Consider the following 21,528-nt stretch of genomic DNA (forward strand, 5'->3'; position numbering starts at 1 on the left):
GTATCCTGAAAATCAGAAGACATGTTTAAGAATATTATACATAGGCCGGTTTTTGCGATTGTAATTTCGGTCATCATAGTTTTTGTAGGTACACTTGCCATTAAGCAGTTGCCTATATCGCAGTTTCCCCAAATTGCACCAACCACGGTTAACGTGGCCATTGCTTATCCTGGTGCGAGTGCTGATGTATTAGTGAAATCTACACTTATTACATTAGAAAACTCCATAAACGGGTGTCAGGGAATGAGATATATGGCTACAGATGCTACCAGTGCGGGTGAGGCCACGTTGAGGTTAATTTTTGAACCAGGTACTGACCCTAATCAAGCGGTTATCAGGGTGAAGACCCGGGTTGACCGGGTAATGCCTTTGCTGCCTGAGCTGGTGCAAAGAGAAGGGGTGGTAATCACACCTATTCAGCCAAGTATGTTGATGTACGTTAACTTGTACTCTAAGGAAAAAGGTCTGGATGAAAAATTTCTTTATAACTACGCCAACGTAACCATGATTCCTGAAATAAACAGGATAAATGGTGTGGCTAGTGCGCAAATACTTGGTAGCCGTAGGTACGCTATGCGTGTTTGGTTAGATCCAGACCGTATGAGAGCGTATAACGTATCTGTAGACGAGGTGATGGATGCCATGGCAGAGCAGAGTATTGTGGGGCGTCCGGGTCGTTTAGGTCGTAGTTCAGGTATTGAAGCGCAATCATTAGAATATGTACTTACTTATAAGGGTAGGTTAAGCAAGCCGGAAGAATATGATGATATCATCATCAGGGCAAATGCAGATGGAGAGAGCATCCATCTTAAAGATGTGGCCAGAGTAGAGTTGGGTAGTGAGTTCTTTGATATTTATTCTAACCTCGATGGTCATCCATCGGCATCTATCGTATTGAAACAAAATTATGGTAGTAATGCTAGTGATGTAATTGAATCAGTAAAAGATAAGTTAAAGGAGATGGAGGAAGCATTTCCTCCAGGAGTGGATTATAAAATCAGTTATGATGTTTCTAAGTTCTTGGATGCTTCCATTGAGCAGGTAATTCATACACTTCGAGATGCCTTTATTTTGGTGGCTTTAGTAGTGTTTATTTTCTTAGGAGACTGGAGGTCAACATTGATCCCGATTTTGGCGGTGCCAGTATCATTGGTAGGAGCGTTCTTCGTTATCCAGTTCTTTGGTTTATCTATTAACCTTGTTACGTTATTCGCATTAGTACTTGCCATTGGTATTGTAGTGGATGATGCCATTGTGGTGGTGGAAGCAGTTCATGCTAAAATGGAAGAAGAGCACCTTAACCCTTACAATGCGGTAAGAAAAGTAATGGGCGAAATTAGTGGCGCTATCATAGCTATTACAGCGGTAATGGTGTCAGTATTCTTACCTATCTCGTTCATGTCAGGGCCTGTGGGTACTTTCTACCGTCAGTTCTCTATTACTATGGCTAGTTCCATTGTGATTTCGGCACTTATAGCACTTACACTTACTCCGGTACTTTGTGCCATGTTATTGAAAAATACACATGGACAGCCTAAAAAGCGCAATATTCTTACCAGAAGTTTAGATAGCTTCAATAGAGGTTTCGATAAAATGACAGGTAGGTATACTAACCTGTTGAGGAAAATTGTAGATAGAAAGACCGTTACTTGGGGTATATTATTACTATTCTGTGTAGGTATTTTCTTTATGAATAAAATACTGCCAGGTGGATTTATTCCTAGTGAAGACCAAGGTACTATTTATGCCATTATACAAACACCTCCTGGTGCCACACTAGAAAGAACTAACGAAGTATCTCGTAAGCTACAGAAGATATGTGAGGAAGTAGAAGGAGTGGAGTCTGTATCGTCACTAGCCGGTTATGAAATTATGACGGAAGGTCGTGGGTCTAACGCAGGTACATGTCTTATCAACTTAAAAACATGGTCTGAGAGAGAGCACTCTGTAACTGAAATTATGGAGGAGTTAGAAGAGAGGTCTAAAGGATTAGGAGCTATAATAGAGTTCTTTGAACCACCGGCTATTCCTGGTTTCGGTTCATCTGGTGGTTTCTCAATGAGACTTTTGGATAAAACTACAACTACAGATTATCAAGATTTCGATAGAATAAATAAAGACTTTATCGAAAAACTGAAAGAGAGAAAAGAGCTAACAGGGGTGTTTACCTTCTTCGCAGCTAACTATCCTCAATATGAGTTGGAGATTGACAATAAAGCTGCCATGCAGAAAGGTGTATCTATAGGTAAGGCTATGGAAAACCTAGATATCTTAATTGGTAGTACGTACGAACAAGGCTTTATTCGCTTCGGTAGGTTCTTCAAAGTTTATGTTCAGTCAGATCCTAAGTTTAGAAGATTGCCTTCAGATGTATTGAACCTATTCATTAAAAATGATCATGGTGAAATGGTGCCTTATTCTTCATTCATGAAATTGAAGAAAACACAAGGGCCTAACGAGATTACAAGATATAATATGTATAACTCTGCCGCCATCAGGGGGCTTCCTGCTGCTGGTTACACCACTGCAGATGCTATCCAGGCTATTAGAGAAGTGGCAGCTACCAGCTTGCCTAGAGGGTATGACATTGCTTGGGAAGGTTTATCGTACGATGAAGCGCAGAGGGGTAATGAATCACTATACATTTTCCTAGTAGTATTAGTTTTCGTTTATCTAGTTTTAGCAGCACAGTATGAGAGCTTCATTCTGCCATTGGCTGTAATTTTATCGCTGCCTATGGGGGTGTTTGGGTCGTTCTTAGTGCTAAAAGCAATGGGACTTGCCAATGACATCTATGCGCAGGTAGGTTTAATTATGCTTGTGGGGCTGCTCGGTAAAAACGCAGTGTTAATTGTAGAATTTGCCGTGCAGAAACACCAAGAAGGGGCTACCATACTTGAAGCTGCTATTGAGGGAGCCAAAGTGCGTTTCCGTCCTATTTTGATGACTTCGTTTGCATTTATTGCAGGTTTGATTCCTTTAGTAATTGCCCATGGCGCAGGTGCTATTGGTAACAGAACCATTGGTTCTTCTGCCCTTGGAGGTATGCTTTTCGGTACTATTTTCGGTGTAATTGTCATACCTGGATTGTACTTTATTTTTGGAAAACTAGCCTCGGGTAGAAAGCTGATAAAAGATGAAGACGAAAATCCTTTAAGTGAAGATTATGTACATAACAAATAAGAGAAATTTATATAAATGTGTAGGAGTTATTTTGGTGACGTTATTTGCTGCGTCATGTAAAACTCCTTCCAAAGTAGATGATACGCCTCAAACAGATGTCCCTGCGAGTTATGGTAGCTCGCAGGCTACTGATACGGCTACGGTGGCACAGCTGAAATGGAAAGAGTATTTCTCTGATCCTTACCTCAATGCATTGATTGACACAGCCCTGAATAACAATCAGGAGTTGAACATTATGATGCAGGAGATCCAGATTGCTAAAAATGAAGTACGCGCTAAAAAAGGAGAGTACTTACCATTTTTGGGGGTTAGAGCAGGCGGAGAATTAGAAAAGGTAGGTAGATATACGAGCCAGGGCGCTAATGATGCAAACACAGACATTAAGCCGGGCGAGGAATTTCCTGATCCATTGGGAGACTTATCTTTAGAGGCCTTTGCTAACTGGGAGTTAGACATTTGGAAAAAGCTAAGAAATGCTAAAAAATCAGCTTTAACACGTTACTTGGCAAGTGTTGAGGGTAGAAACTTTATGGTTACTAACCTGATAGCTGAAATAGCAGACTCTTATTATGAGTTGTTGGCGTTAGACAATCAGTTGGCTATAGTACAGCAAAATATTAAAATTCAAAGTAATGCGCTTGAGATCGTGAAGCAGCAGAAGGTGGCTTCCAGGGTTACCGAGTTAGCGGTGCGTAAATTTGAAGCTGAGGTTTATCACACGAGAAGTTTACAGTTTGATATTCAGCAGGATATTATCCAAACTGAAAATAAAATTAACTTTTTGGTGGGGCGTTATCCTCAGCCAATTGAGCGTGATTTCGAAGCGTTTAAAAACCTTGTTCCTAGGACTGTACAAGTAGGAATACCCGCGCAGTTATTGGATAATAGACCTGACATTAAGCAAGCTGAGTTAGAGTTGGCCGCTGCTAAGTTAGATGTAAAAGTGGCAAGAGCTAGATTTTATCCATCTCTTGGTATTTCTGCAGGCGTAGGTTTTCAGGCTTTTAAATCGCAGTATTTGTTCACAACCCCAGAATCTTTAATCTATTCGGTGGCTGGTGATTTGGTAGCGCCTTTAATTAATAGAAATGAAATTAAGGCTGTCTACAACAGTGCCAATGCTAAGCAAATTCAGGCGGTTTTCAATTATCAGAAAACTGTTTTAAATGCCTATGTAGAGGTGGCTAACCAAGTAGCACGAATTGATAACCTAGAAAAGAGTTATGATTTAAAAGCTAAGGAAGTGGAAGCTTTAACGAGTTCCATTACCATATCTAATAACCTTTTCAAATCTGCAAGAGCTGATTACATGGAGGTTCTTTTAACTCAGAGAGATGCTTTAGAGAGTCGTTTTGAGTTAGTGGAAACCAAAATGCAGCAGATGAATGCAGTTGTGAACATCTACCAAGCCCTAGGTGGTGGATGGAAATAGTATAGAATGAAGTGCAAATAAATTGTGTTAAGGGTAGGATTCGGTGGTAGTTTATCAGCTGGATCTGAAAGCCTCCTGGGTCTTGATCTTGGAGGCTTTTTCTTTAGCGCTATAAAGTGGATTTATTTATAAGGCTTCATGGTTTCTTAATGATATTATTGATATGGAAGATATAGTGAGTTGAATGATGAAAAGAGATGTTTTTCAGGCTATTGCTGACCCAACAAGGCGTGCTATACTTGTGCTCATAGCTGACCAGGCAATGACCCCAGGTGCATTAGCGGAGCATTTTGATACTACCAGACAGGCAGTATCAAAACATATTCGTGTATTAAGCGAATGTAATTTACTAGAGCAAACTAAAAAAGGAAGAGAGATACGTTATGCCCTAAAAGTAGATAGAATGTGCGAGGTAGAGGAGTGGATCGCTCCATTTATAGAGCTGGCTATATTCAAGTTCTTGGATGAAGACCAATAGAGGCTACTATTAAAATTTGGGATATAGCCGCCATACAAGTGGCGGCTATATTTAAATTAGTTGTTAAAAAGGAAAGGAGCCTCTCTTTTGTAGGTATTGTTATTGATATGTTTTAATACAAAATCCACTAAATTTTTTACACTGATTTTATCTGATTTACAATCTTCCAAGCTCGCGTTGTAAGGTGTTAATTCTTCAGCAAGTGCTATCATAGGCAATCTTATTAAAGTCCAGTTAATCTGAGATTGGTCGAGTAGTTCATATTCCTCTTGCTTGTTTTTAGTTGAGGCAGGAAAAGTCTTGTGCATCCAATCTGTTGCCGATTGGTTTTGTGGTGACTTATGGTCTGCAGGTGTATCCACGTTTAATCCGGTGATAACTATATATCTTTCGATTTTAAATTTTGCCATAGCATTAAGGATATTTTTAGTGCTTGTTGTAAATATTTTAGGATCACTCGGGGGAGAACCCAATCCCAAAAAACTTATAACTACATTGCAACCCTCTACTAATTTCAATACTGACTTAGAGTCAGTTGCATCTCCGTGTATCACGTTGAGGAATTGATTTTTTTTAGGAGCCTTTTCTAGATTCCTTACCAGCATATTAAAAGGTATTTTTTGATTTAATAGCGTTTGGGTAAGGTATTGCCCTGATTTGCCTGTGCCTCCGATTAAGGCTATTTTTAGATTTTTCATTTTATCTCTTTATTGTTAATAGAATATAATCTCCCCTGTCCACTCATTGGAGCGGAGATAATAATGCTAGGGTGTGATATTTTATAAAGAGATTTTAATATGCTGAAGATAGTATATTATCATCAGTATGTAAAAGTTAAAATGATAACTTTACTCGATTTCTTAAAGCGAAAAGACCGTATGAGCATTGTTATAATCTTTAATAATAAGAATCCAGAGCCATGGCGTAAGGCATTGCAATCAGCTTTGCCTAATGAAATTGTGGAGGTTTATCCTGATGTGAAAAATAAGGAAAGTGTCACGTTCGCTTTAGTTTGGAAGCCTGATGATAATGTTTTCTTACAATTCCGCTCATTGAGGTATGTGCAATCAGTGGGTGCGTCAGTAGATCATATTATAAAATCTCAGCAGCCAAACGATGCTATTAGTATAGCCAGAATAGTAGATAGAAATCTAAGTAATGACATGTATGAGTATGTATTGGCAGTGATGTTGAGCGAGATGAAAAATCTAACACATTATCAGCAAAACCAACGCAGCAAAGAATGGGCGCCTATTGCTTATGAGCGGATGACTGATATACATGTTACCATACTGGGGTTGGGCGAAATAGGGAGGTACGTGGCTGAGAGGTTGGCCTACGTTGGTTTTAAAGTAAAGGGATGGGCAAGAACAAGCAAGGTCATAAAAAATGTAGATGTTTTTGCGGGTGAAAGTCAGCTTAATAATGCCATTGGCGAAGCTGATTTTTTGATTAATCTGTTGCCTCTTACTCATCTCACGGAAAGAATTTTAGGTTTAAAAACTTTATCGCAAACAAAGAAAGGTGCCTATGTAATTAACGTGGGTAGGGGAGAGCATATAGTAGAGGCAGGTCTAATTAAGCTTTTAGATAATGATCATTTGTTAGGAGCAACACTCGATGTTTTTGAATATGAGCCTCTGCCTAAATCAAATCCTTTATGGGAACACTCCAAAGTCAAGGTTACTCCCCACATTGCTAGTATTACGGATGTAAAAGCCGTGATAGAACAAGTTATATTTAATTATAAAAAATCGCTATTAGGACAAAGTATGATGAATGCTGTGTCTTGGGAAAAGCAGTATTAATAGTAATAATTTATTCCACGTGACGGAATGAACGTTTCCATTTTATGGAAAATAGGAGTGGTGTTCCTTTGTAAGGGGCAGATATTTAGTTGATTACATTTTTGGTCCGTTTGGTATAGGCTTTGGTTTACGCTGTTTAACCATCAATCAACCATAACCAAAATGTTTAGAATTATACTCTTCTTCGCTGCTACAGCACTAGCTATGCCTGTATTTTCTCAAACTATTATTTCTTCAGTTGATAATTACACAGGTTTTTGGAAAGATAATGCAAGTTGGATTGGAAATGTTGCTCCAAGCTCTACGGTCAGTGATCCTCCCGGGTCGGTAATGAATATTTATGGTTATTTAAGTCATGAGGGAGACTTGTCATTGTCGGGTAGAGGAACCATAAATATTTATGATACTCTTTGGGTTTCGGGCGATTTAGTTTTAAAAAATAAAGTTGTAGTTAATGTGGCTCGTGGTGGCCTGTTGATAGTTACTGGTAATAAAACTATTACTTCTACAGCTGAATTATATAATGATGGAACGGTAGTAGTTCAAGGTGCATTAACAGCTTCTGGTAGCTCTAATATATACAACGAATTAAGTGTTTTTAATACATATTATGCATTTAATGGAGTTACTCAAAACGGAGGAGCAAGGTTTAATGGTAGTAAGTTTGTTGTCGATGGATTTTTTAGGAGTGAGTTATTTATGATATTGAATAACATAGTATTGTTTAATTTTTTAAACGCAGGTCCATTGCCAGTAGAGTTTGTGTCATTTAATGCTTTGGTTGAGAATGATGCAGTGACTTTAAACTGGGCTACGGCAACAGAGCAGAATAATGATTACTTTGAATTAGAATATTCAACAGATGGTGTTAATTATAATGCTATATCGCGAGTTGCAGGCGCAGGAAATTCTGATGAATTGATTTCGTACCAGTATACCCATGAGGTCAATTACTCCGGTAATATGTTTTACAGAATCAAACAAGTAGATTATGACGGTGCTTTTGAATATTCTAATGTTCGAAAGGTAAAATTGCACACAGGAAGTTTTGGTGTTAATGTTTACCCAAATCCAACAACAGGTATATTAAATGTAGCACTCAGAGGAGGTGCAAACGAAACAGTTAGCGTTGAGGTTATTACCGCTACAGGTGAGGTTTCGGTGGAGCCACTAATACAGGATAGTTTTCAGTCACAATTGATTTTAGATTTAAGAGCTTACCAAGCAGGGGTGTATAGAGTGAAAGTGCAGTCAGGAGATAAGAGCAAAGTCATTGCTGTATTGGTTCAGTAAAGCCAATTAACGATCAATAGTCTTTAGTTTTAAGTATTAAAATAGTATTTTGTTATATGCAGCTTAGCAGAGTACTATTTTTTATTGCGGTCATATTTTTCATGAGCTGTAGTGGTTCAGGTAAGAGGCATGGCGCCTCCGTTATTATTAATGATTTTTATGAGCTTTATAAACCTAATGAAGAAGTAAAAGCTGTGCTCGTTTTATTTGGAGGCTTTCCTGAAAGCCCTAAAGACATTGTGAAGGAATCGGGGCTGGTCGTTGATGGTTTAAAAGAGAATGTAGCTATACTTTGTGTGAATTTTAATAATAAATTATGGTTAGACTCCATAGGGGAGGCGCAACTTGTGGGGCTGATAGAGCACGCATTCGAAGAGAATGACCTACCCGAAAGTGTATTTATTGGTGGTTTTTCTAGTGGAGGCAATATAGCTTTTGATTTGGCAGGGCATTTATGTGCTGTAAATCACCGATTAAAGCCCGAAGGGATTTTTCTGATAGATTCTCCTGTGGATCTTTTTGCTTTATATGAAAATGCTCAAGTGATGATCGTTAATCATCAGAATGATGAAATAGCGGAAGAAGCTAGGTTTTTAGTACACATGCTTCATGATGAATTGGGAAGGCCAGATATGGCCATGGATCAGTATGAAAGTAAGTCGCTCTATACAGCATACACTAATCATATTGCATTAAACTCTTGCTTGAAAAATGTTAAAATGCGGCTTTATACTGAACCTGACATAAAATGGTGGTTTGAAAACAGAGGCTTAATGTATGAAAATACCAATGCTTACTCCATATTAAAGATGACCGAGCAGTTGAAATTAGCAGGTTTTACGCAAGTTGATTTAATTCAAACACAAAATAGAGGTTATAGATCAGATGGAACAAGGCACCCACATAGCTGGAGTATTGTAGATCATCAGGAACTATTTCAATGGATTTTAGAATAAAAAAATAGCCCTCGAGAGGGCTATAATTAGTTCTATTTTTTTACAATACTATCTTTATTTACATAGAATTTCACAAGCTTTTGATTTATATTGTAGAGCCTTAATAGGTAGTTGTTACCTTCTTTATGTAGTAATTCTGCTGTAATAACTTTACCGTTGTAGTCAAATTGTGCTAATTCAGTTTTTGGAGATTGAGATAAGTGCAATGATGAAAAGTTGATGTTTTCGGTGATTAAGTGCAGCTTTTAGCATTCTTTAATTTTATCCAGCGGGTTTTGAAATTATTTTTTCCGTCAATGTATTGAACAATACACCTCCTGCCATCTATACCTATGATTTTTCCTTTACGTGATTGGATACTGACTGAATCTGATAATTTAATTTCGCTACCGTAGATGCCAGAAAAGTTTTGAATGTTTCTTTTAGTTTTTTCAAAATCTTGGTCTTCATTGCTAAAGTCTATTACTTCGGCAGATAAGGTGACTTTTGTAGTGGTAAAAGGGAAAACAAGGGTGTGTTTAAAATCGACAGTCATGTTGCCTAAGGCTTCACCTTTAGCTAGTGGTCGATTTGAGTATAAATTGCGCTTTGCTTCTAGCACTAAAGCATCTTTGTTGAAAGATCCTATGCCTAAAAATTTGGTGGTTTTTGCGGAGCCATAAGCAAAGTCGATACTTGAGAAGTTATCGTTAGTTATCATGGCGGATCCTCCACTTGTCATTCCAATGTGATATTAGCATGAGGTAAAGAGTATTACAGATAATAGTAATGTAAAGATGGTTTTCATAGTTGAAAATGGTTAGTATTAGGCTTGTTCTAAAGTGAAAATTGTTATTTCTGGGCGCACATTGTATCTTATTTGCCATGAGTGCCCAAGTGCTCTATTGATATATAATGTTCTATTGTTAGATAGTTTTATTTCTCCCGAAGAATATTTGGGGTTATTCACTGGAAGTACTGGGGGTTGTAAAAAGGGAAGTTTACATTGGCCTCCATGGGTATGTCCAGAAAGAATCCAGCCGTCATAACCATTCCAAATATCAATGTCGCAAACATCGGGGTTATGGCATAAGACCAAATTTGCTTCTTTAGGGATATAGTTTTTCATAGTTTTCTTGGGAGCGAAATTAAGTCCCCAATAGTCGTCAAAGCCGATAAAGTTCAGGCCATGGAGGTTTATTTTTTCATTTCTCAAGACTTTTATTCCTGTACTTTCAAGTTCATGGCAAATATTATTAGCTACGTCTGCCTCCGCCCAATTGTAGCCATAATCATGATTGCCCAATATGGCTAATGTTCCTAGTTTGCCTTTCACAGCATATTGCAGGACTTCTCTTAGTTAAGAAATCTGTTCTTTGTTTTCATAGCTAACGTAGTCTCCGGTATACACCATGAAGTCTGGGAAAAACTTGTTCGCTTCTTTAAATGAATCTATTATAAATTCATAATCAAATCTGTTGCCAACATGAATGTCGCTGATCTGCATTAAAGTCTTCCCTTTTAGCCTTTCTGGAAGGTTTTTGATAGGCATTGTTTTATTTACAAATTCTAACCTAAAGGGTTCTACTTGCCATGCATATAATCCATTGGCTGCCCCAAAAGTGGCTGATCCTACTATTGTTCTTTTAAAGAATTTTCTTCTCTGCATTTGCCTTGTAAAAGTAATCTTATTTTAAGATTTTATTAACGTATATCCTGTTTTATGGTTTTAGAATTAAAAATAATTAAGTTTGCTTGACTCATAAATGATGCCAAAAAATACAATTAATTATGGTTTTTTTTAACCTATTGATGCTCAGTTGAATGTAGTTTTGTGAGTAGAGCATAATTGATTAATAATTAGTTTTATTCGTTAAAAAGTAAAATAGCTAGTGAAATGAAGGATACTTTTAAAGCTTGGAAAACCAGCCGTGAGTTAACATTAAAGTTTATTGAGGGGTGTGATCTGAAACAGCTGAACTATGTGCCAAATGGCTTTAATAATAATATTATATGGAATTTTGCTCACCTTTTGGTAGCGCAACAGAGTTTGGTGTATAAAGGCTCTGGCTTATCAATGAATATTAGTGAAAAATGGGTAAAGGAATATGGGCCAGGGTCAAAGCCTCAAAGTGATGTATCCTTACAGGAGTTGACCCAGTTAAAAACAGAGTTTTTGGGCGTAATAGACCAAACCATTGATGACTATAATAAAGGTGTGTTTACTTCATATGAACCGCGCACGACTGGCACAGGTTTTTATATAGCTAATGTAGTTGATGCTATTCATTTAAATAATTATCATGAGGCTTTGCACTTTGGTGTAATGAGAAGTTTGAAACGTCTATCTGAAAGCTAGTAGTAAGAAGAAGATGTATTAAAGTGATCATGACTTTAATACATCTGGGATATCTGTTATTTTAGGCTATTCATATCAATGACAAACCTATACCTAACATCTCCTTTTTCCATTCTGTCAAATGCATGATGTATATCTTTAATGTCAATTAATTCTATGTCTGAAACTATATTGTTTTCTGCACAGAAATCTAACATTTCTTGAGTTTCTTTAACTCCACCAGCGCCTGAGCCTACTACTGCTTTATTGCCCATAGCAAAGTTAAAGGCATGAAGTTGGAATGGTTTTGAGGGCATTCCAACCAAGATTAATATACCTTCTGTTTTTAATAAACTCATGTAAGGTGCTATTTCATGGTTAGCGGCCACGGCATCAATAATGAAGTTCAAGCTGCTAGCAGCAGCCTTCATTTGCTCTTCATCTTTTGAGACTACAAAGTTAGTGGCACCTAGTTTTAATGCATCATCTTTTTTGTCTGGTGAAGTGCTGATGACAGTTACTTCAGCTCCCATGGCCACACCAAATTTTACGGCCATGTGCCCCAAACCTCCTAAACCTATTACACCTAGCTTATGGCCTTTGCCTATTTTCCATTTTTTAATGGGGGAGTAAGTGGTAATGCCCGCACATAATAATGGGGCAACAGCTGCCAAGTTTAATTTATCAGAAACTGAATAAGTGAAATCTTCGCTTACTACAATGTTATTGGAATAGCCTCCATAGGTGGGCTGTCCGTACTGATCTATACTTCCGTAGGTGATTACTGGTTCTACCGTACAGAAGTGCTCTTGGTGATTTTTACAATCGTCACATTCTTGGCAAGAATGAATCATTACCCCAACAGCTGCTAAATCTCCCGCTTTGAATTTGGTTACTCCTGAACCTACTTTGCTTACCCTGCCTACTATTTCGTGGCCAGGTACCATAGGGAAAATACCCGGAGCCCAATCATTTCTGATTTGATGAAGGTCAGTATGGCAAACACCACAGTATAAGATTTCTATCAAAACATCTTTAGGTGTTAATTCTCTACGTTCAAAATCCCACGGTGCTAAATCTGAAGTTTCGCTTTGTGCGGCATATCCCTTGGATTGTATCATAATTACTGAATTTTTGTTCGATACAAACGTAGGTTGATTCCTTTATGCATAGCATAAAGGAATCAAATCAATAATTATAGTTTTCAAAGATTCTTTCTGTAGCTTAGCGGGGTGCTGCTGGTGTGTTTTTTGAAGAAATTATTAAAGTAGGAGGCGTATTCAAAACCTAAAGAATATGAAATTTCCGAAATAGTCCAATCTGTGTTTTTTAATAATGACTTAGCCTCAATAACCAACTTATCGTTGATGTGCTCTGTTGTTGATTTTCCTGTTATTTCCTGTAAGGCAGCGTTTAAGTGGTTGACATGCACTGCTAATTCCGTAGCATAATCTTTTGGTTTTTTTAGGGTGACAGCATGGTTGGCTGACATAGGAGGGAATTGAGATTCTATGAGATTGAAAAACCTCTCACTAATTCTTGTATTGGCGGAGGAGGGGCAAGTGTAAACTTGCTGCGGATATATTTTTAATGCTTCTAATAATAAGATATTGAGATAGCTTTTTATTAGGTCGTACTTGAATGAGAATTCATTATTTGACTCGTTTCTAATACTGATGAATATGTTTTGAAAGAAAATGCTCTGCTCAGAATTCAAGTTAATTAATGGGGGTAATGATGATTGAGCAAGGTAAAGTTTTTGAAGCGTGGTGTTAAGTACTGGCTCGATAAATTCTTTAGTGAAAACGCAGAAGTATCCATCTGCATCCTGAGGGTCATCAATAGCTTGCCATGAATATGGTGTGCTTTGGTTAGTAAGTACTAAAGCAGGTCTGTCTATAAAAAAATGCTCATTCCTGTAAATGAGATTGCTTTTCCCCTTGGTTACAAGGCTTATTTTATAGAAGTCTTTTCTGTTATAAGATGACAGAGAACATTTGCCTTCATTAATTCTTGCTGCTTTGAAGTTAGATGAATTGGTGCTTAATGTATTGGATAAATCTGGATGGGAGGTGAATTGCTTTTTCATAATGAAAATTATAAATATCAAAGATATTGATAATCTTTTAAAACCTTTATTCAATAGTCTTAATTTCCTTTTGTCTCTATAAAGGGGAAGCTAGTAGCTATTGTGCATTTGCCGAAGGTAAAAGTGCCATTGTTACACGCTGTACATATTATGACTAGTGCTGCTATATTATAAACTGGCTGAGATGCTGAATTTGGAACTAGTATGTAACAAAAGGCGCTAGATCAAAAAGAATATCTGAACTTAGTATTCACGTCATGTCAGACCATAGTCTAAATGATTTTCATTTTGGCTTAGTAATGCCAAAGAATAAGAAAGCCAAGCAGTATGTAGAAACTTAAACGGCACACAAAGACATGAGTTAGTTCTGCGGGCATCAACGACAGATCAATCACTAAAATTGCTGTTACAATTGGTATAGATAAGAACACCTCAATTATCATTGGTCTGTTGATTCCAAGCGAGTAATGTTCTAGATGTTAAGATGATGTACTCCTAGATTACTGCTTTTGATAATTTTCGTTCACTTTTCAATGGTAGCTAACGATTAGGCTATGAATCACTGGGCGTTCTATATTTTTGAGCAATTTATATGTGTTGCTCATATTTTTCCTCAAAATATTGTTGAGTTGTCTTTACAGAAGCATAAAAATAGTTTAAAGCAGCTAAAAAACTATTTTGAACGTCTTCCGCTTTTACGATTTGTTCATTAATTTCTTGGTTTTTTGTTGCACAAGCATCTCCAATCAATACAATATTAAAGTCAAAGTCTTTTGCAGCTCTTGTTGTTGCATCTACGCACATATGAGTCATCATGCCACATATTACCAAATCTTTTATATTTTTAGTTTTTAAATAATCAAGTAATTCGGTTTCTCTAAAACTATTTGGAAAATGCTTGACGATGACTTTTTCTTGTTCTAAGGGCTTTACGTTGTCATGTATTTCAGCTCCTTTAGTTCCTTGGATAAAAAATGTTGCTGTTGGTCTTGTTGCAATATGTTGTATGTGAATAATTGGTAAACTATTTTTTCTAAACTCCTCAAGAATCATCTTTGCATTTTTACTTGCTTTTTCAGAACCTACGAGCGACATAGCTCCATTTTCAAAGTAATCATTCTGTATGTCTATAATTAGCAGTGCTGTTTTCATATTTTGTCTTATTTGATATTCATTGTGAATGAAAGGTTTACGAGTTGGTGTGCTTCTGCTTAGCAGTGGTTACTGCTCATTGCACTCTATTTAAACTATTAAATAGAACTGAGGAAAGAAGCTTCTAATTTTGTTTTTTTAGTCGGTTATTGCTCTATAAATCCATACGGCCAAGAAAACAACTACAATACCAAACATAGCTATTGCGCCAACGCCAGCTACTGTATTCAATAAAAATGCTAGCCCGGCTCTACTGTATTGTCCCGCGTATTTTTCGTCTTTTATCCTTTTAATTTTCTGCCTGTCACGGTACCAGATTAAGAGACAGATCCAGCCAATGGCCGATAAGACAACTTCAAATACAATAAAGATAATTGTTTCTATGACTATTTCCATTTTGGTTCAGTTTGTCAATGGTTATGTTGTATGCTCTATAATATTCTAGTTAAGCTAACTGCATTTTAATGAGGTTGAGGGGCAGTGTGTCACAAGCATGAGTATGTTATTATTAAGATACCAAAATATTCCTGAGGGTGAAAGTTTCGTATAGTAAGAAGCCATTGCCCCAAGGGTTTCATTATCATAGATTCTCTAATAGGTCCAGAGAATTTGGTTTAAGAATTAGACTTTAGTTCAGCCTTATAAGTATATATTTTTTGAAAAAATGTTATATCAATCTTCCACAATTATGTTTGGAGTATTACGGATAGGGAAGTTGCATGAATTGGCAATAAAGCAATATTTATGAGCTTCTTGGTGTAATGTTATAGCGAGATCTCTTTTGTCTTTTTCCTTTATAGTTACTGTAGGTTTTAGCATTACTTCACTGAAATGGCCAGAGCCATCGTTGTTTTCCTGCATAGTGCCGGTGGCAATGTCCGAGTAGTCTGTAACGGTTATTCTGGCTTGGGAGCACAGGTGTAAATACCACAGCATATGACATGATGATATGGAGGCTAAAAATAGTTCTTCGGGGTTATGTTTATTGGCATCTCCTCTAAAGGCAGGGTCTGATGATCCCGATATCTCAGGCTTATTGTTGATAGATATGCTGTAATCTCTGCTGTATGATGAGTAACTTTTTGTTCCTTCTCCTAAGTTTCCTCTCCAGGTAAGAAGAGTGTTGTATTGGTGCGACTTCATGATTTTATGTAAAAGTTATAGTCGCACTAATTTAATATTAGTTAGGAATAATTTAATGCATAAATGGTGCTTTCTTTACTCACTTTTGAGTACATGAAGAGCCATTTGTATAGTGTCATTTATTCTTGCTAATTCTTTCTTTCTTTTCCAGCTTATGAAGTAGATAGTTGCTAATGCTGAGATAAGTGTAATTATGATTAGTCCCACGGATTTTAAAATCATATACTTTTCATTGGTGATTTTTGCCTGTTTTACTTCAAAGTGATGACTTTCAATTTCTTTGGCTAAAGCCACTTTTAAATTATCTGAATCTATGGATTCTTCAAACTTCTTTTTTAATTCTTGTTGCTGTTCTTTCAGGTCATTTACCATAAAAAAGTCTTGATAATTTACTTTGTGGCCAGCGTCAACAAGTGCTTTTTGTGAGTTAGTGATTAAGTCCAAAGTCTTGTTGAGTGGTTCGTTAATGACTTCTGTATTGGCCGCAGCGATAGCTTTTTTATATATAGCAATGGCTTCAGTGTGGTTGTTTAATCTTGCCTGTAACTCTCCTTTTATATTCAAACTTTGTAATGACGATCTTTCTGATAGGTTTCCTTCTCTAGCGCTCAAGTCTGCTTTTTCAAGCCAAAAAATCGTTGATTTGTAATCTTCCAGAAACATGTACGCTTCGGCTATATTATACTCAGAACGGCTAATCAAAGATTTGTCACCAGTAAGCTCAGCTTTGTCTAGCGATAGCTCATAGTTTTTTATAGCTTTTTTAAAATCACCCTCTTTTATATTTAACCACCCAATGGCGTTATATATTTCATTTATAGCATGGTTGTTATTGCTCGATTGGTTTAATAATTCCAGTGCTTTGTTGTATAGTAGGTGTGCCTCCTTATAATTAGGAGTATTTTTTAAGGTAAATGATAAAGCTAAATTTTTGTAAGTATTTGCAGCATATTTGTCATCATTAATGGCGGAATAGACATTTACTGCTTTGTTAAAATATTCAATGGCTTCTTCGTAGCTGTTCATGCTATAAAAAATATACCCAATATTGTTGTAGTCATCACCAACTCTAGCCGTTTCTCCAATTTTTTCATTTATGTCTATGGCTTTTAAGTAAAAGTTCAACGCTTTAGGCATGTTGCCATTGGCTCTGTTAATAAGACCTAGGCTATGATATGCCCTCGCTTGATAATAGGTGTTGTTTTCTTCTGTAGCTAATGTCAAAAGATCTTTGTAAGATGCCTCTGCCTTCGTAGCATCGGTTTGCTTATTGATATTGCCTAGTTTTAAATAGGCTTCAAGCCTAAGTGCTGTGGCTGCGCTTTCATCTTCAGTAATGCTCTGTAGTGCGGTTGCAGATGAGGGTAAGTCCTTTTGAGGATTGATAGAATCTTGATTATTACAACTGGAGAGGGAGATAATAATGAATAGAGAAATTAGCTTTAAAGTTGTTGAGGTTTTCATCGGTCTAGGTTAATTATGACCTTGCTAATTTCTCTAATATTTGATGTTCGAACAATTTTAAATGTTCTGTTTACTTACATAGATGCTTGTTCATGCTAATCTCTGTCTGCTTCTGTAGCATCGCCTACAGTGTCTTCAGAATACTCATCTTGTAATTTTGGTTTTATGTCAGAATTTTCGTCACTGCATGACATTACGCATCCTGAGAAAATGATTATAAAAATTCCGAAAATTAAGCTCTTGGTTCTCATATTTAGGTTGTTTAAAGTTTATGTATTAGAGAAAATTCGAGTTACGACTAAGAAGTCTAAACTTTATTTATCTCCAAAAAAAATATTTATTGAGATTAATAAAGATACTCGTTTTTACTCTGATTTGTAATTAAGATAGCTTAAAATTTGAAATAAGAGATTATTTGAAAGGAGTTTTTTTTATTTAGAAGGTATAGGCTTTAATACTTGGTTAATTTTTAATCTGAAATATTACATTGCACGAAATTATTTTTCATGAAAACATAATTAATTCTTAATAAGAGGAGCGGAGTTGAAAAAATGAAATATGTTAAAACAAGAAGGCCGCTGTTAGCGGCCTTTATTTTGTTTAATTAAATTTATAGTCATCATCTAGTTTATAGAAGGCTACCGCGTCTTTAAGAATATCTGACTGGCTGCTGAGTTCGTCTGAGTTTGCTGCCAATTGTTCTGCGCTTGCTGCATTTTGCTGAACAATATTGTTGAGCTGCTGAATAGCCTGATTAATTTGATTGGCACCTTCATTTTGTTCTAAGCTAGCACCGCTTATTTCGGCTACTAGGTTGCTGGTTTTTTCAATTTCAGGCACTAGCTCACTGAGCATTTTGCCTGCGTTGCGCGCAATTTTTTCACTCCCATTAGATATTTCATCTATTTCTTTGGCGGCATTTTGGCTTCTTTCCGCGAGTTTCCTGATTTCTGATGCTACTACAGCAAAACCTTTTCCGTGCTCACCTGCTCTTGCTGCCTCTACAGCGGCATTCAGTGCTAGTAGGTTAGTTTGTCGTGCAATTTCTCCAATAATGGAGTTTTTATTAACGATCATGCTCATGGAATCGACCGTTTTTATAACTGCTAGGTTAGATTCTTCAACCTGTTTGTTAGAATTGCGTGCTATCTTTTCTGTTTCTTGTGAATTTTCTGCGTTTTGCATAATGTTAGCTGCCATTTCTTCCATAGAGGAGGATATCTCTTCTACTGAACTGGCTTGTGTGTTAGCACCTACCGACATTTGATTGGCTGAAGAGCTCAGCTCAACACTGGCTTTATTTATTTCAATAGCTCCTTGTTTAACGGCTTGTATAACCTGTCTTTGTTTATTCACCATATCTTCCATTTTTACCAAAAGGAAGCCTATAGGGTCTTTAGGATTGTACTTGTCTTTATCTATTTGGATTCTTAGGTCACCATCAGAAATTTTCTCTACTACTGACACCGCTTCATTTAAAGGTTGTGAGATGCTCGATTTAAGGTAAAGTCCACCAGCCAGAATAAAAACGAAAGAAATGAACACAATGATCATTGAGTTTCTAAAAATATTATCACTCAGGTTAATGCTTGAATTGTAAGCGTCTTCAGATGCGGTAAGACTAAGGTCTGTGTATTTATCCATGGCGGATCTCATGGGTTCGAATAAGCTTTGGTATTCATTGTAATAAATTTCAGAAGCAGCATCAAAATCATGTTTTTTGAGGAGCGCGATAATTTTGTTGCTTACTGAAGTGAGCTTTCTGTGGTTTGTTCTGAAAATATCGTCATACTTATCGTATTGATTGTATTTTTCTAATTTGGTAAAAGCGGATATTTCATAAAATTCAGAATACCTTTCATACACCTGTTCTAAATTAACATCAATCTCACTTACGGTAGACTCGAAAAGATCGGGGGTGTTTTGAACAGTAGTGGATAAAGTTTGTGAAATAGCTATGCTAGATTGGTAAGCGTCCCTGTCTGCCTCTATTAAATAATCGATGCTTAGTAGATTGTCATTATATATTTTATCAATTTCATCTTTCAGGCTTTGAGTTTGTAGGGTGTTGTAAAACGCTCCAGAGACGGAGATGAATAATACCAAAGTGAATACTCCAATTATTCTTTGGTTAGTAGTAAATTTCATCTGAGACATATAGTTGTATTTTAAGGTCGCGCATGAGTAGAAATAATGTTTATATTTTAATATAAACAAATTAGATTTCACGTACCAATAGGCATGCCAGAGATATAAAATCTTTCTTTATGATATGATTAATGAGGTTTATTAAAAAGGAAAACTTTCCCAATTAGAGAAAGTTTTCCTTTTTTGTGTTTGTATGATCCAGCTTTATCTCAGTAATGATAGTAACCGTTATATGGTTTCATATTTTTCTTTCCTGTTTCTTATTTTGTGGTAGGTATTGATGAAAATCGGTTTTTTGCTCATGTACCTCAATACCTTTATTTTATAGAAATCATAAAATATAACAAAAAGAAGAAACAGGCATACGATATAGAAGACGTTATACTTAATGTTAAGGTATATGAGGCCTGCAGTAACTCCCCCTGTGAGGTAAGAGACCATTATACTAATCTGTATTTTTGCTTTTCCGATAAGGAGTTTGTTTTCTCTAAATTCTTTTTTAGTAAACATAGATGCGAGCATCCCCAAATCCGTTGTTAAGCCAGTGAGATGGGTTGTTTTAACGGCAGAGTTAGAAATGGATGCTGTTAAGCCATTTTGTAAACCCATGGCGAACAGCATTAGTGCTACCAGCATTTCTGTTTCGGCTAGTGTTTCTTGGTAGAAAAACTGAACGTAGCTTCCCGTTATCAGTAAGCATATTATTTCGATGGTTATAGGTGCCGAATGGGCTAGGTATGGGTGATTTTTGTTAAAATGAATTATAATTAGGTTAGAAACAAAACCACCGAAGAAGAATAGGAAGATCCATCCTGCAACTACTCCTGTTTGGTACCAGTTACCTTTGGCTATTTCTCCTGCTAATACAGCATAATGTCCGGTTACATTAGATGTATAGGCAAAAAAGATAATTACGGATATTACGTTTACCATGCCCGCGGAAAATGCTGTTAAAGCACCAAGCTTAATATTATCTCTGAGCGATCTGCTGTTGCTGAATTTTCTTAACATGTTAGTTTTTGGATTTTTCAAAAATCATTTTCACTACACCACGTGCTTGCAAGTCAATGTTGAAATGTAGTTCGAGTTGATTTTCAGTAAGTTTTTGTACTTGGTAGTGTTCTATAGCTCCATTGGCACCGGTCAGTTGTAGAATGTGACCGCGCCCTTTTAACCTCCAGTTTAAGTGGTGTGGAGGACCATTTTCTTTATGAAAGAGTAGCCTTCCCGGAAACTGAAATTCCCAAATTTCTGCTTCATGAATCACTAATTCTTTACTTATCTCGCGTTGCTTTTGCTCGTCAATATGAAAAGTATCTTCGGTTTTTCCTTTATGGTCTACTTTTTCGTATTTCCATGCCACTTCTTTCCATACACCAAGTATCTGTTCTTCTGGGGTTTTAGAGCATGTCATAAGGGTGATGAACAAAACTATAAGTCCTCCGAAAAATAGCGTGTAGTATATGCCGATATGTTTAGAGCTTAAAAGTTTCATTGGTTATGGAATGAAAAAGAGTTCTGATAATTGGTTTTCAGTAATGATCATATCTGTGCTATTATCCCATTCCAGATTTTCTAGTGGGGTAGGAGAGTTAAGTATTAACTCAGAAAGATCGAAGCTTCTGCTGTGCGGGTATTTGTATATGTAGCTATCATACATGAAACTTTTGCATATGGAGCGAGCTTCGCAATAGTTATTAAATGCTGCTTGCGAGTTCCATGGTATTAATTCAATTTTTAATGATTTTAAAGTAGATGCATAAGTGTTTTTTATGAATTTGCATGCAGCAATAAAATCTTGAGATAGAAGTGAATTAATTAATTCTTTCTCATTGTAAAATAAAAGCTCAGTTATTGAGTCTGGCTTTAGAAGGCCGTGCGCTAGAATTAATTTTACAGGGGTTATTCCGCTGTATTTAACAACGGTTTTAGCGAGATTTAGAGATTTTACTGAAAAATCGGTTGGGATTAAAATAGTATTGCTCATAAGCGCTTTCTAGTGACTTAGCTCTGAACAAATTTATCTTTGGCTTATTAAAACGGTTTAAGGGTGAGATTAAGATGA

Annotated in this window: 22 protein-coding genes; 7 read left to right on the top strand and 15 right to left on the bottom strand. The window is 36.6% G+C overall.

Features of this window, described 5'->3' with window-relative positions; genetic code table 11:
* The first annotated feature begins 21 nt into the window (after window positions 1–21).
* From ACXACQ_RS13815 to ACXACQ_RS13825, 3 genes are all read left to right on the top strand, one after another.
* Window positions 22–3,183, top strand: coding sequence for an efflux RND transporter permease subunit (locus ACXACQ_RS13815; RefSeq protein ID WP_474976540.1), 3,162 nt, complete (start codon window positions 22–24; stop codon window positions 3,181–3,183).
* On the top strand, window positions 3,167–4,615 hold the full coding sequence (locus ACXACQ_RS13820; RefSeq protein WP_474976541.1) for a TolC family protein: 1,449 nt from the start codon (window positions 3,167–3,169) through the stop codon (window positions 4,613–4,615). Before ACXACQ_RS13815 ends, ACXACQ_RS13820 begins: the two co-directional genes overlap by 17 nt.
* 187 nt (window positions 4,616–4,802) lie before the next feature.
* A complete protein-coding gene (locus ACXACQ_RS13825) occupies window positions 4,803–5,093 on the top strand; it encodes an ArsR/SmtB family transcription factor (protein ID WP_474978480.1) in 291 nt (96 codons plus the stop codon).
* Between the two features lie 56 nt (window positions 5,094–5,149).
* Here the strand turns inward: ACXACQ_RS13825 and ACXACQ_RS13830 are convergent, their stop codons facing one another.
* A complete protein-coding gene (locus tag ACXACQ_RS13830; protein WP_474976542.1) occupies window positions 5,150–5,791 on the bottom strand; it encodes an NAD(P)-dependent oxidoreductase in 642 nt (213 codons plus the stop codon).
* A gap of 99 nt (window positions 5,792–5,890) precedes the next feature.
* Here ACXACQ_RS13830 and ACXACQ_RS13835 point away from each other — a divergent pair, with 99 nt between their 5' ends.
* The 3 genes from ACXACQ_RS13835 to ACXACQ_RS13845 all read left to right on the top strand — a co-directional run bounded on the left by ACXACQ_RS13835 (window position 5,891) and on the right by ACXACQ_RS13845 (window position 9,150).
* Complete coding sequence (locus ACXACQ_RS13835; protein ID WP_474976543.1) at window positions 5,891–6,901, top strand: 2-hydroxyacid dehydrogenase; 1,011 nt, start codon at window positions 5,891–5,893, stop codon at window positions 6,899–6,901.
* A 162-nt stretch (window positions 6,902–7,063) separates the two neighbouring features.
* Window positions 7,064–8,194 (top strand): T9SS type A sorting domain-containing protein, encoded by a 1,131-nt coding sequence (locus tag ACXACQ_RS13840; protein ID WP_474976544.1) that lies wholly within the window; start codon window positions 7,064–7,066, stop codon window positions 8,192–8,194.
* A 56-nt stretch (window positions 8,195–8,250) separates the two neighbouring features.
* Window positions 8,251–9,150 (top strand): alpha/beta hydrolase family protein, encoded by a 900-nt coding sequence (locus tag ACXACQ_RS13845; RefSeq protein WP_474976545.1) that lies wholly within the window; start codon window positions 8,251–8,253, stop codon window positions 9,148–9,150.
* A gap of 232 nt (window positions 9,151–9,382) precedes the next feature.
* On the opposite strand, the gene ACXACQ_RS13850 is transcribed toward ACXACQ_RS13845, so the two are convergent.
* The 3 genes from ACXACQ_RS13850 to ACXACQ_RS13860 form a co-directional block, all read right to left on the bottom strand.
* Window positions 9,383–9,871 carry a DUF6567 family protein gene (locus tag ACXACQ_RS13850; protein ID WP_474976546.1) on the bottom strand — a complete coding sequence of 163 codons (489 nt, stop codon included), beginning with the start codon at window positions 9,869–9,871 and terminating at the stop codon, window positions 9,383–9,385.
* 84 nt (window positions 9,872–9,955) lie between these two features.
* Entirely contained in the window at window positions 9,956–10,465 is a 510-nt protein-coding gene (locus tag ACXACQ_RS13855; RefSeq protein WP_474976547.1) for a metallophosphoesterase, read from the bottom strand.
* A 24-nt stretch (window positions 10,466–10,489) separates the two neighbouring features.
* The gene (locus ACXACQ_RS13860) at window positions 10,490–10,798 is read right to left on the bottom strand and encodes a hypothetical protein (protein ID WP_474976548.1); all 309 of its coding nucleotides are present in this window, start codon (window positions 10,796–10,798) and stop codon (window positions 10,490–10,492) included.
* A 228-nt stretch (window positions 10,799–11,026) separates the two neighbouring features.
* Between ACXACQ_RS13860 and ACXACQ_RS13865 the strand changes: the two genes are divergently transcribed.
* Window positions 11,027–11,488 (top strand): DinB family protein, encoded by a 462-nt coding sequence (locus ACXACQ_RS13865; protein WP_474976549.1) that lies wholly within the window; start codon window positions 11,027–11,029, stop codon window positions 11,486–11,488.
* Window positions 11,489–11,544: 56 nt separating this feature from the next.
* On the opposite strand, the gene ACXACQ_RS13870 is transcribed toward ACXACQ_RS13865, so the two are convergent.
* From ACXACQ_RS13870 to ACXACQ_RS13920, 11 genes are all read right to left on the bottom strand, one after another.
* Complete coding sequence (locus ACXACQ_RS13870) at window positions 11,545–12,588, bottom strand: NAD(P)-dependent alcohol dehydrogenase (protein ID WP_474976550.1); 1,044 nt, start codon at window positions 12,586–12,588, stop codon at window positions 11,545–11,547.
* Window positions 12,589–12,671: 83 nt separating this feature from the next.
* A complete protein-coding gene (locus ACXACQ_RS13875) occupies window positions 12,672–13,556 on the bottom strand; it encodes a helix-turn-helix domain-containing protein (RefSeq protein ID WP_474976551.1) in 885 nt (294 codons plus the stop codon).
* 588 nt (window positions 13,557–14,144) lie between these two features.
* Entirely contained in the window at window positions 14,145–14,708 is a 564-nt protein-coding gene (locus ACXACQ_RS13880; RefSeq protein ID WP_474976552.1) for a cysteine hydrolase family protein, read from the bottom strand.
* 138 nt (window positions 14,709–14,846) lie between these two features.
* Window positions 14,847–15,104: a hypothetical protein gene (locus tag ACXACQ_RS13885; protein WP_474976553.1), complete on the bottom strand. Its 258-nt coding sequence runs from the start codon at window positions 15,102–15,104 to the stop codon at window positions 14,847–14,849.
* 276 nt (window positions 15,105–15,380) lie between these two features.
* Complete coding sequence (locus tag ACXACQ_RS13890) at window positions 15,381–15,851, bottom strand: OsmC family protein (protein WP_474976554.1); 471 nt, start codon at window positions 15,849–15,851, stop codon at window positions 15,381–15,383.
* Between the two features lie 75 nt (window positions 15,852–15,926).
* On the bottom strand, window positions 15,927–17,315 hold the full coding sequence (locus tag ACXACQ_RS13895) for a tetratricopeptide repeat protein (RefSeq protein WP_474976555.1): 1,389 nt from the start codon (window positions 17,313–17,315) through the stop codon (window positions 15,927–15,929).
* 95 nt (window positions 17,316–17,410) lie between these two features.
* Entirely contained in the window at window positions 17,411–17,566 is a 156-nt protein-coding gene (locus tag ACXACQ_RS13900) for a hypothetical protein (RefSeq protein ID WP_474976556.1), read from the bottom strand.
* Between the two features lie 349 nt (window positions 17,567–17,915).
* The gene (locus tag ACXACQ_RS13905) at window positions 17,916–19,472 is read right to left on the bottom strand and encodes a methyl-accepting chemotaxis protein (protein ID WP_474976557.1); all 1,557 of its coding nucleotides are present in this window, start codon (window positions 19,470–19,472) and stop codon (window positions 17,916–17,918) included.
* 219 nt (window positions 19,473–19,691) lie between these two features.
* Window positions 19,692–20,474: a YoaK family protein gene (locus ACXACQ_RS13910; RefSeq protein WP_474976558.1), complete on the bottom strand. Its 783-nt coding sequence runs from the start codon at window positions 20,472–20,474 to the stop codon at window positions 19,692–19,694.
* A 1-nt stretch (window position 20,475) separates the two neighbouring features.
* Window positions 20,476–20,958 carry a hypothetical protein gene (locus ACXACQ_RS13915; protein WP_474976559.1) on the bottom strand — a complete coding sequence of 161 codons (483 nt, stop codon included), beginning with the start codon at window positions 20,956–20,958 and terminating at the stop codon, window positions 20,476–20,478.
* 3 nt (window positions 20,959–20,961) lie between these two features.
* Window positions 20,962–21,450 (bottom strand): hypothetical protein, encoded by a 489-nt coding sequence (locus tag ACXACQ_RS13920; RefSeq protein WP_474976560.1) that lies wholly within the window; start codon window positions 21,448–21,450, stop codon window positions 20,962–20,964.
* Window positions 21,451–21,528 lie beyond the last annotated feature (78 nt).

It is taken from the genome of Fulvivirga sp. AWR4_260, assembly GCF_056158185.1.

Bases quoted from the DNA above. Each gene is read 5' to 3' on its own strand.
- ACXACQ_RS13915 (WP_474976559.1), bottom strand. From the start codon at position 20,958: ATGAAACTTTTAAGCTCTAAACATATCGGCATATACTACACGCTATTT.
- ACXACQ_RS13910 (WP_474976558.1), bottom strand. From the start codon at position 20,474: ATGTTAAGAAAATTCAGCAACAGCAGATCGCTCAGAGATAATATTAAG.
- ACXACQ_RS13835 (WP_474976543.1), top strand. From the start codon at position 5,891: ATGCTGAAGATAGTATATTATCATCAGTATGTAAAAGTTAAAATGATA.
- ACXACQ_RS13820 (WP_474976541.1), top strand. From the start codon at position 3,167: ATGTACATAACAAATAAGAGAAATTTATATAAATGTGTAGGAGTTATT.
- ACXACQ_RS13900 (WP_474976556.1), bottom strand. From the start codon at position 17,566: ATGAGAACCAAGAGCTTAATTTTCGGAATTTTTATAATCATTTTCTCA.
- ACXACQ_RS13845 (WP_474976545.1), top strand. From the start codon at position 8,251: ATGCAGCTTAGCAGAGTACTATTTTTTATTGCGGTCATATTTTTCATG.
- ACXACQ_RS13850 (WP_474976546.1), bottom strand. From the start codon at position 9,871: ATGACAAGTGGAGGATCCGCCATGATAACTAACGATAACTTCTCAAGT.
- ACXACQ_RS13825 (WP_474978480.1), top strand. From the start codon at position 4,803: ATGAAAAGAGATGTTTTTCAGGCTATTGCTGACCCAACAAGGCGTGCT.
- ACXACQ_RS13880 (WP_474976552.1), bottom strand. From the start codon at position 14,708: ATGAAAACAGCACTGCTAATTATAGACATACAGAATGATTACTTTGAA.
- ACXACQ_RS13830 (WP_474976542.1), bottom strand. From the start codon at position 5,791: ATGAAAAATCTAAAAATAGCCTTAATCGGAGGCACAGGCAAATCAGGG.
- ACXACQ_RS13860 (WP_474976548.1), bottom strand. From the start codon at position 10,798: ATGCAGAGAAGAAAATTCTTTAAAAGAACAATAGTAGGATCAGCCACT.
- ACXACQ_RS13905 (WP_474976557.1), bottom strand. From the start codon at position 19,472: ATGTCTCAGATGAAATTTACTACTAACCAAAGAATAATTGGAGTATTC.
- ACXACQ_RS13920 (WP_474976560.1), bottom strand. From the start codon at position 21,450: ATGAGCAATACTATTTTAATCCCAACCGATTTTTCAGTAAAATCTCTA.
- ACXACQ_RS13870 (WP_474976550.1), bottom strand. From the start codon at position 12,588: ATGATACAATCCAAGGGATATGCCGCACAAAGCGAAACTTCAGATTTA.
- ACXACQ_RS13815 (WP_474976540.1), top strand. From the start codon at position 22: ATGTTTAAGAATATTATACATAGGCCGGTTTTTGCGATTGTAATTTCG.
- ACXACQ_RS13865 (WP_474976549.1), top strand. From the start codon at position 11,027: ATGAAGGATACTTTTAAAGCTTGGAAAACCAGCCGTGAGTTAACATTA.
- ACXACQ_RS13875 (WP_474976551.1), bottom strand. From the start codon at position 13,556: ATGAAAAAGCAATTCACCTCCCATCCAGATTTATCCAATACATTAAGC.
- ACXACQ_RS13895 (WP_474976555.1), bottom strand. From the start codon at position 17,315: ATGAAAACCTCAACAACTTTAAAGCTAATTTCTCTATTCATTATTATC.
- ACXACQ_RS13890 (WP_474976554.1), bottom strand. From the start codon at position 15,851: ATGAAGTCGCACCAATACAACACTCTTCTTACCTGGAGAGGAAACTTA.
- ACXACQ_RS13885 (WP_474976553.1), bottom strand. From the start codon at position 15,104: ATGGAAATAGTCATAGAAACAATTATCTTTATTGTATTTGAAGTTGTC.
- ACXACQ_RS13840 (WP_474976544.1), top strand. From the start codon at position 7,064: ATGTTTAGAATTATACTCTTCTTCGCTGCTACAGCACTAGCTATGCCT.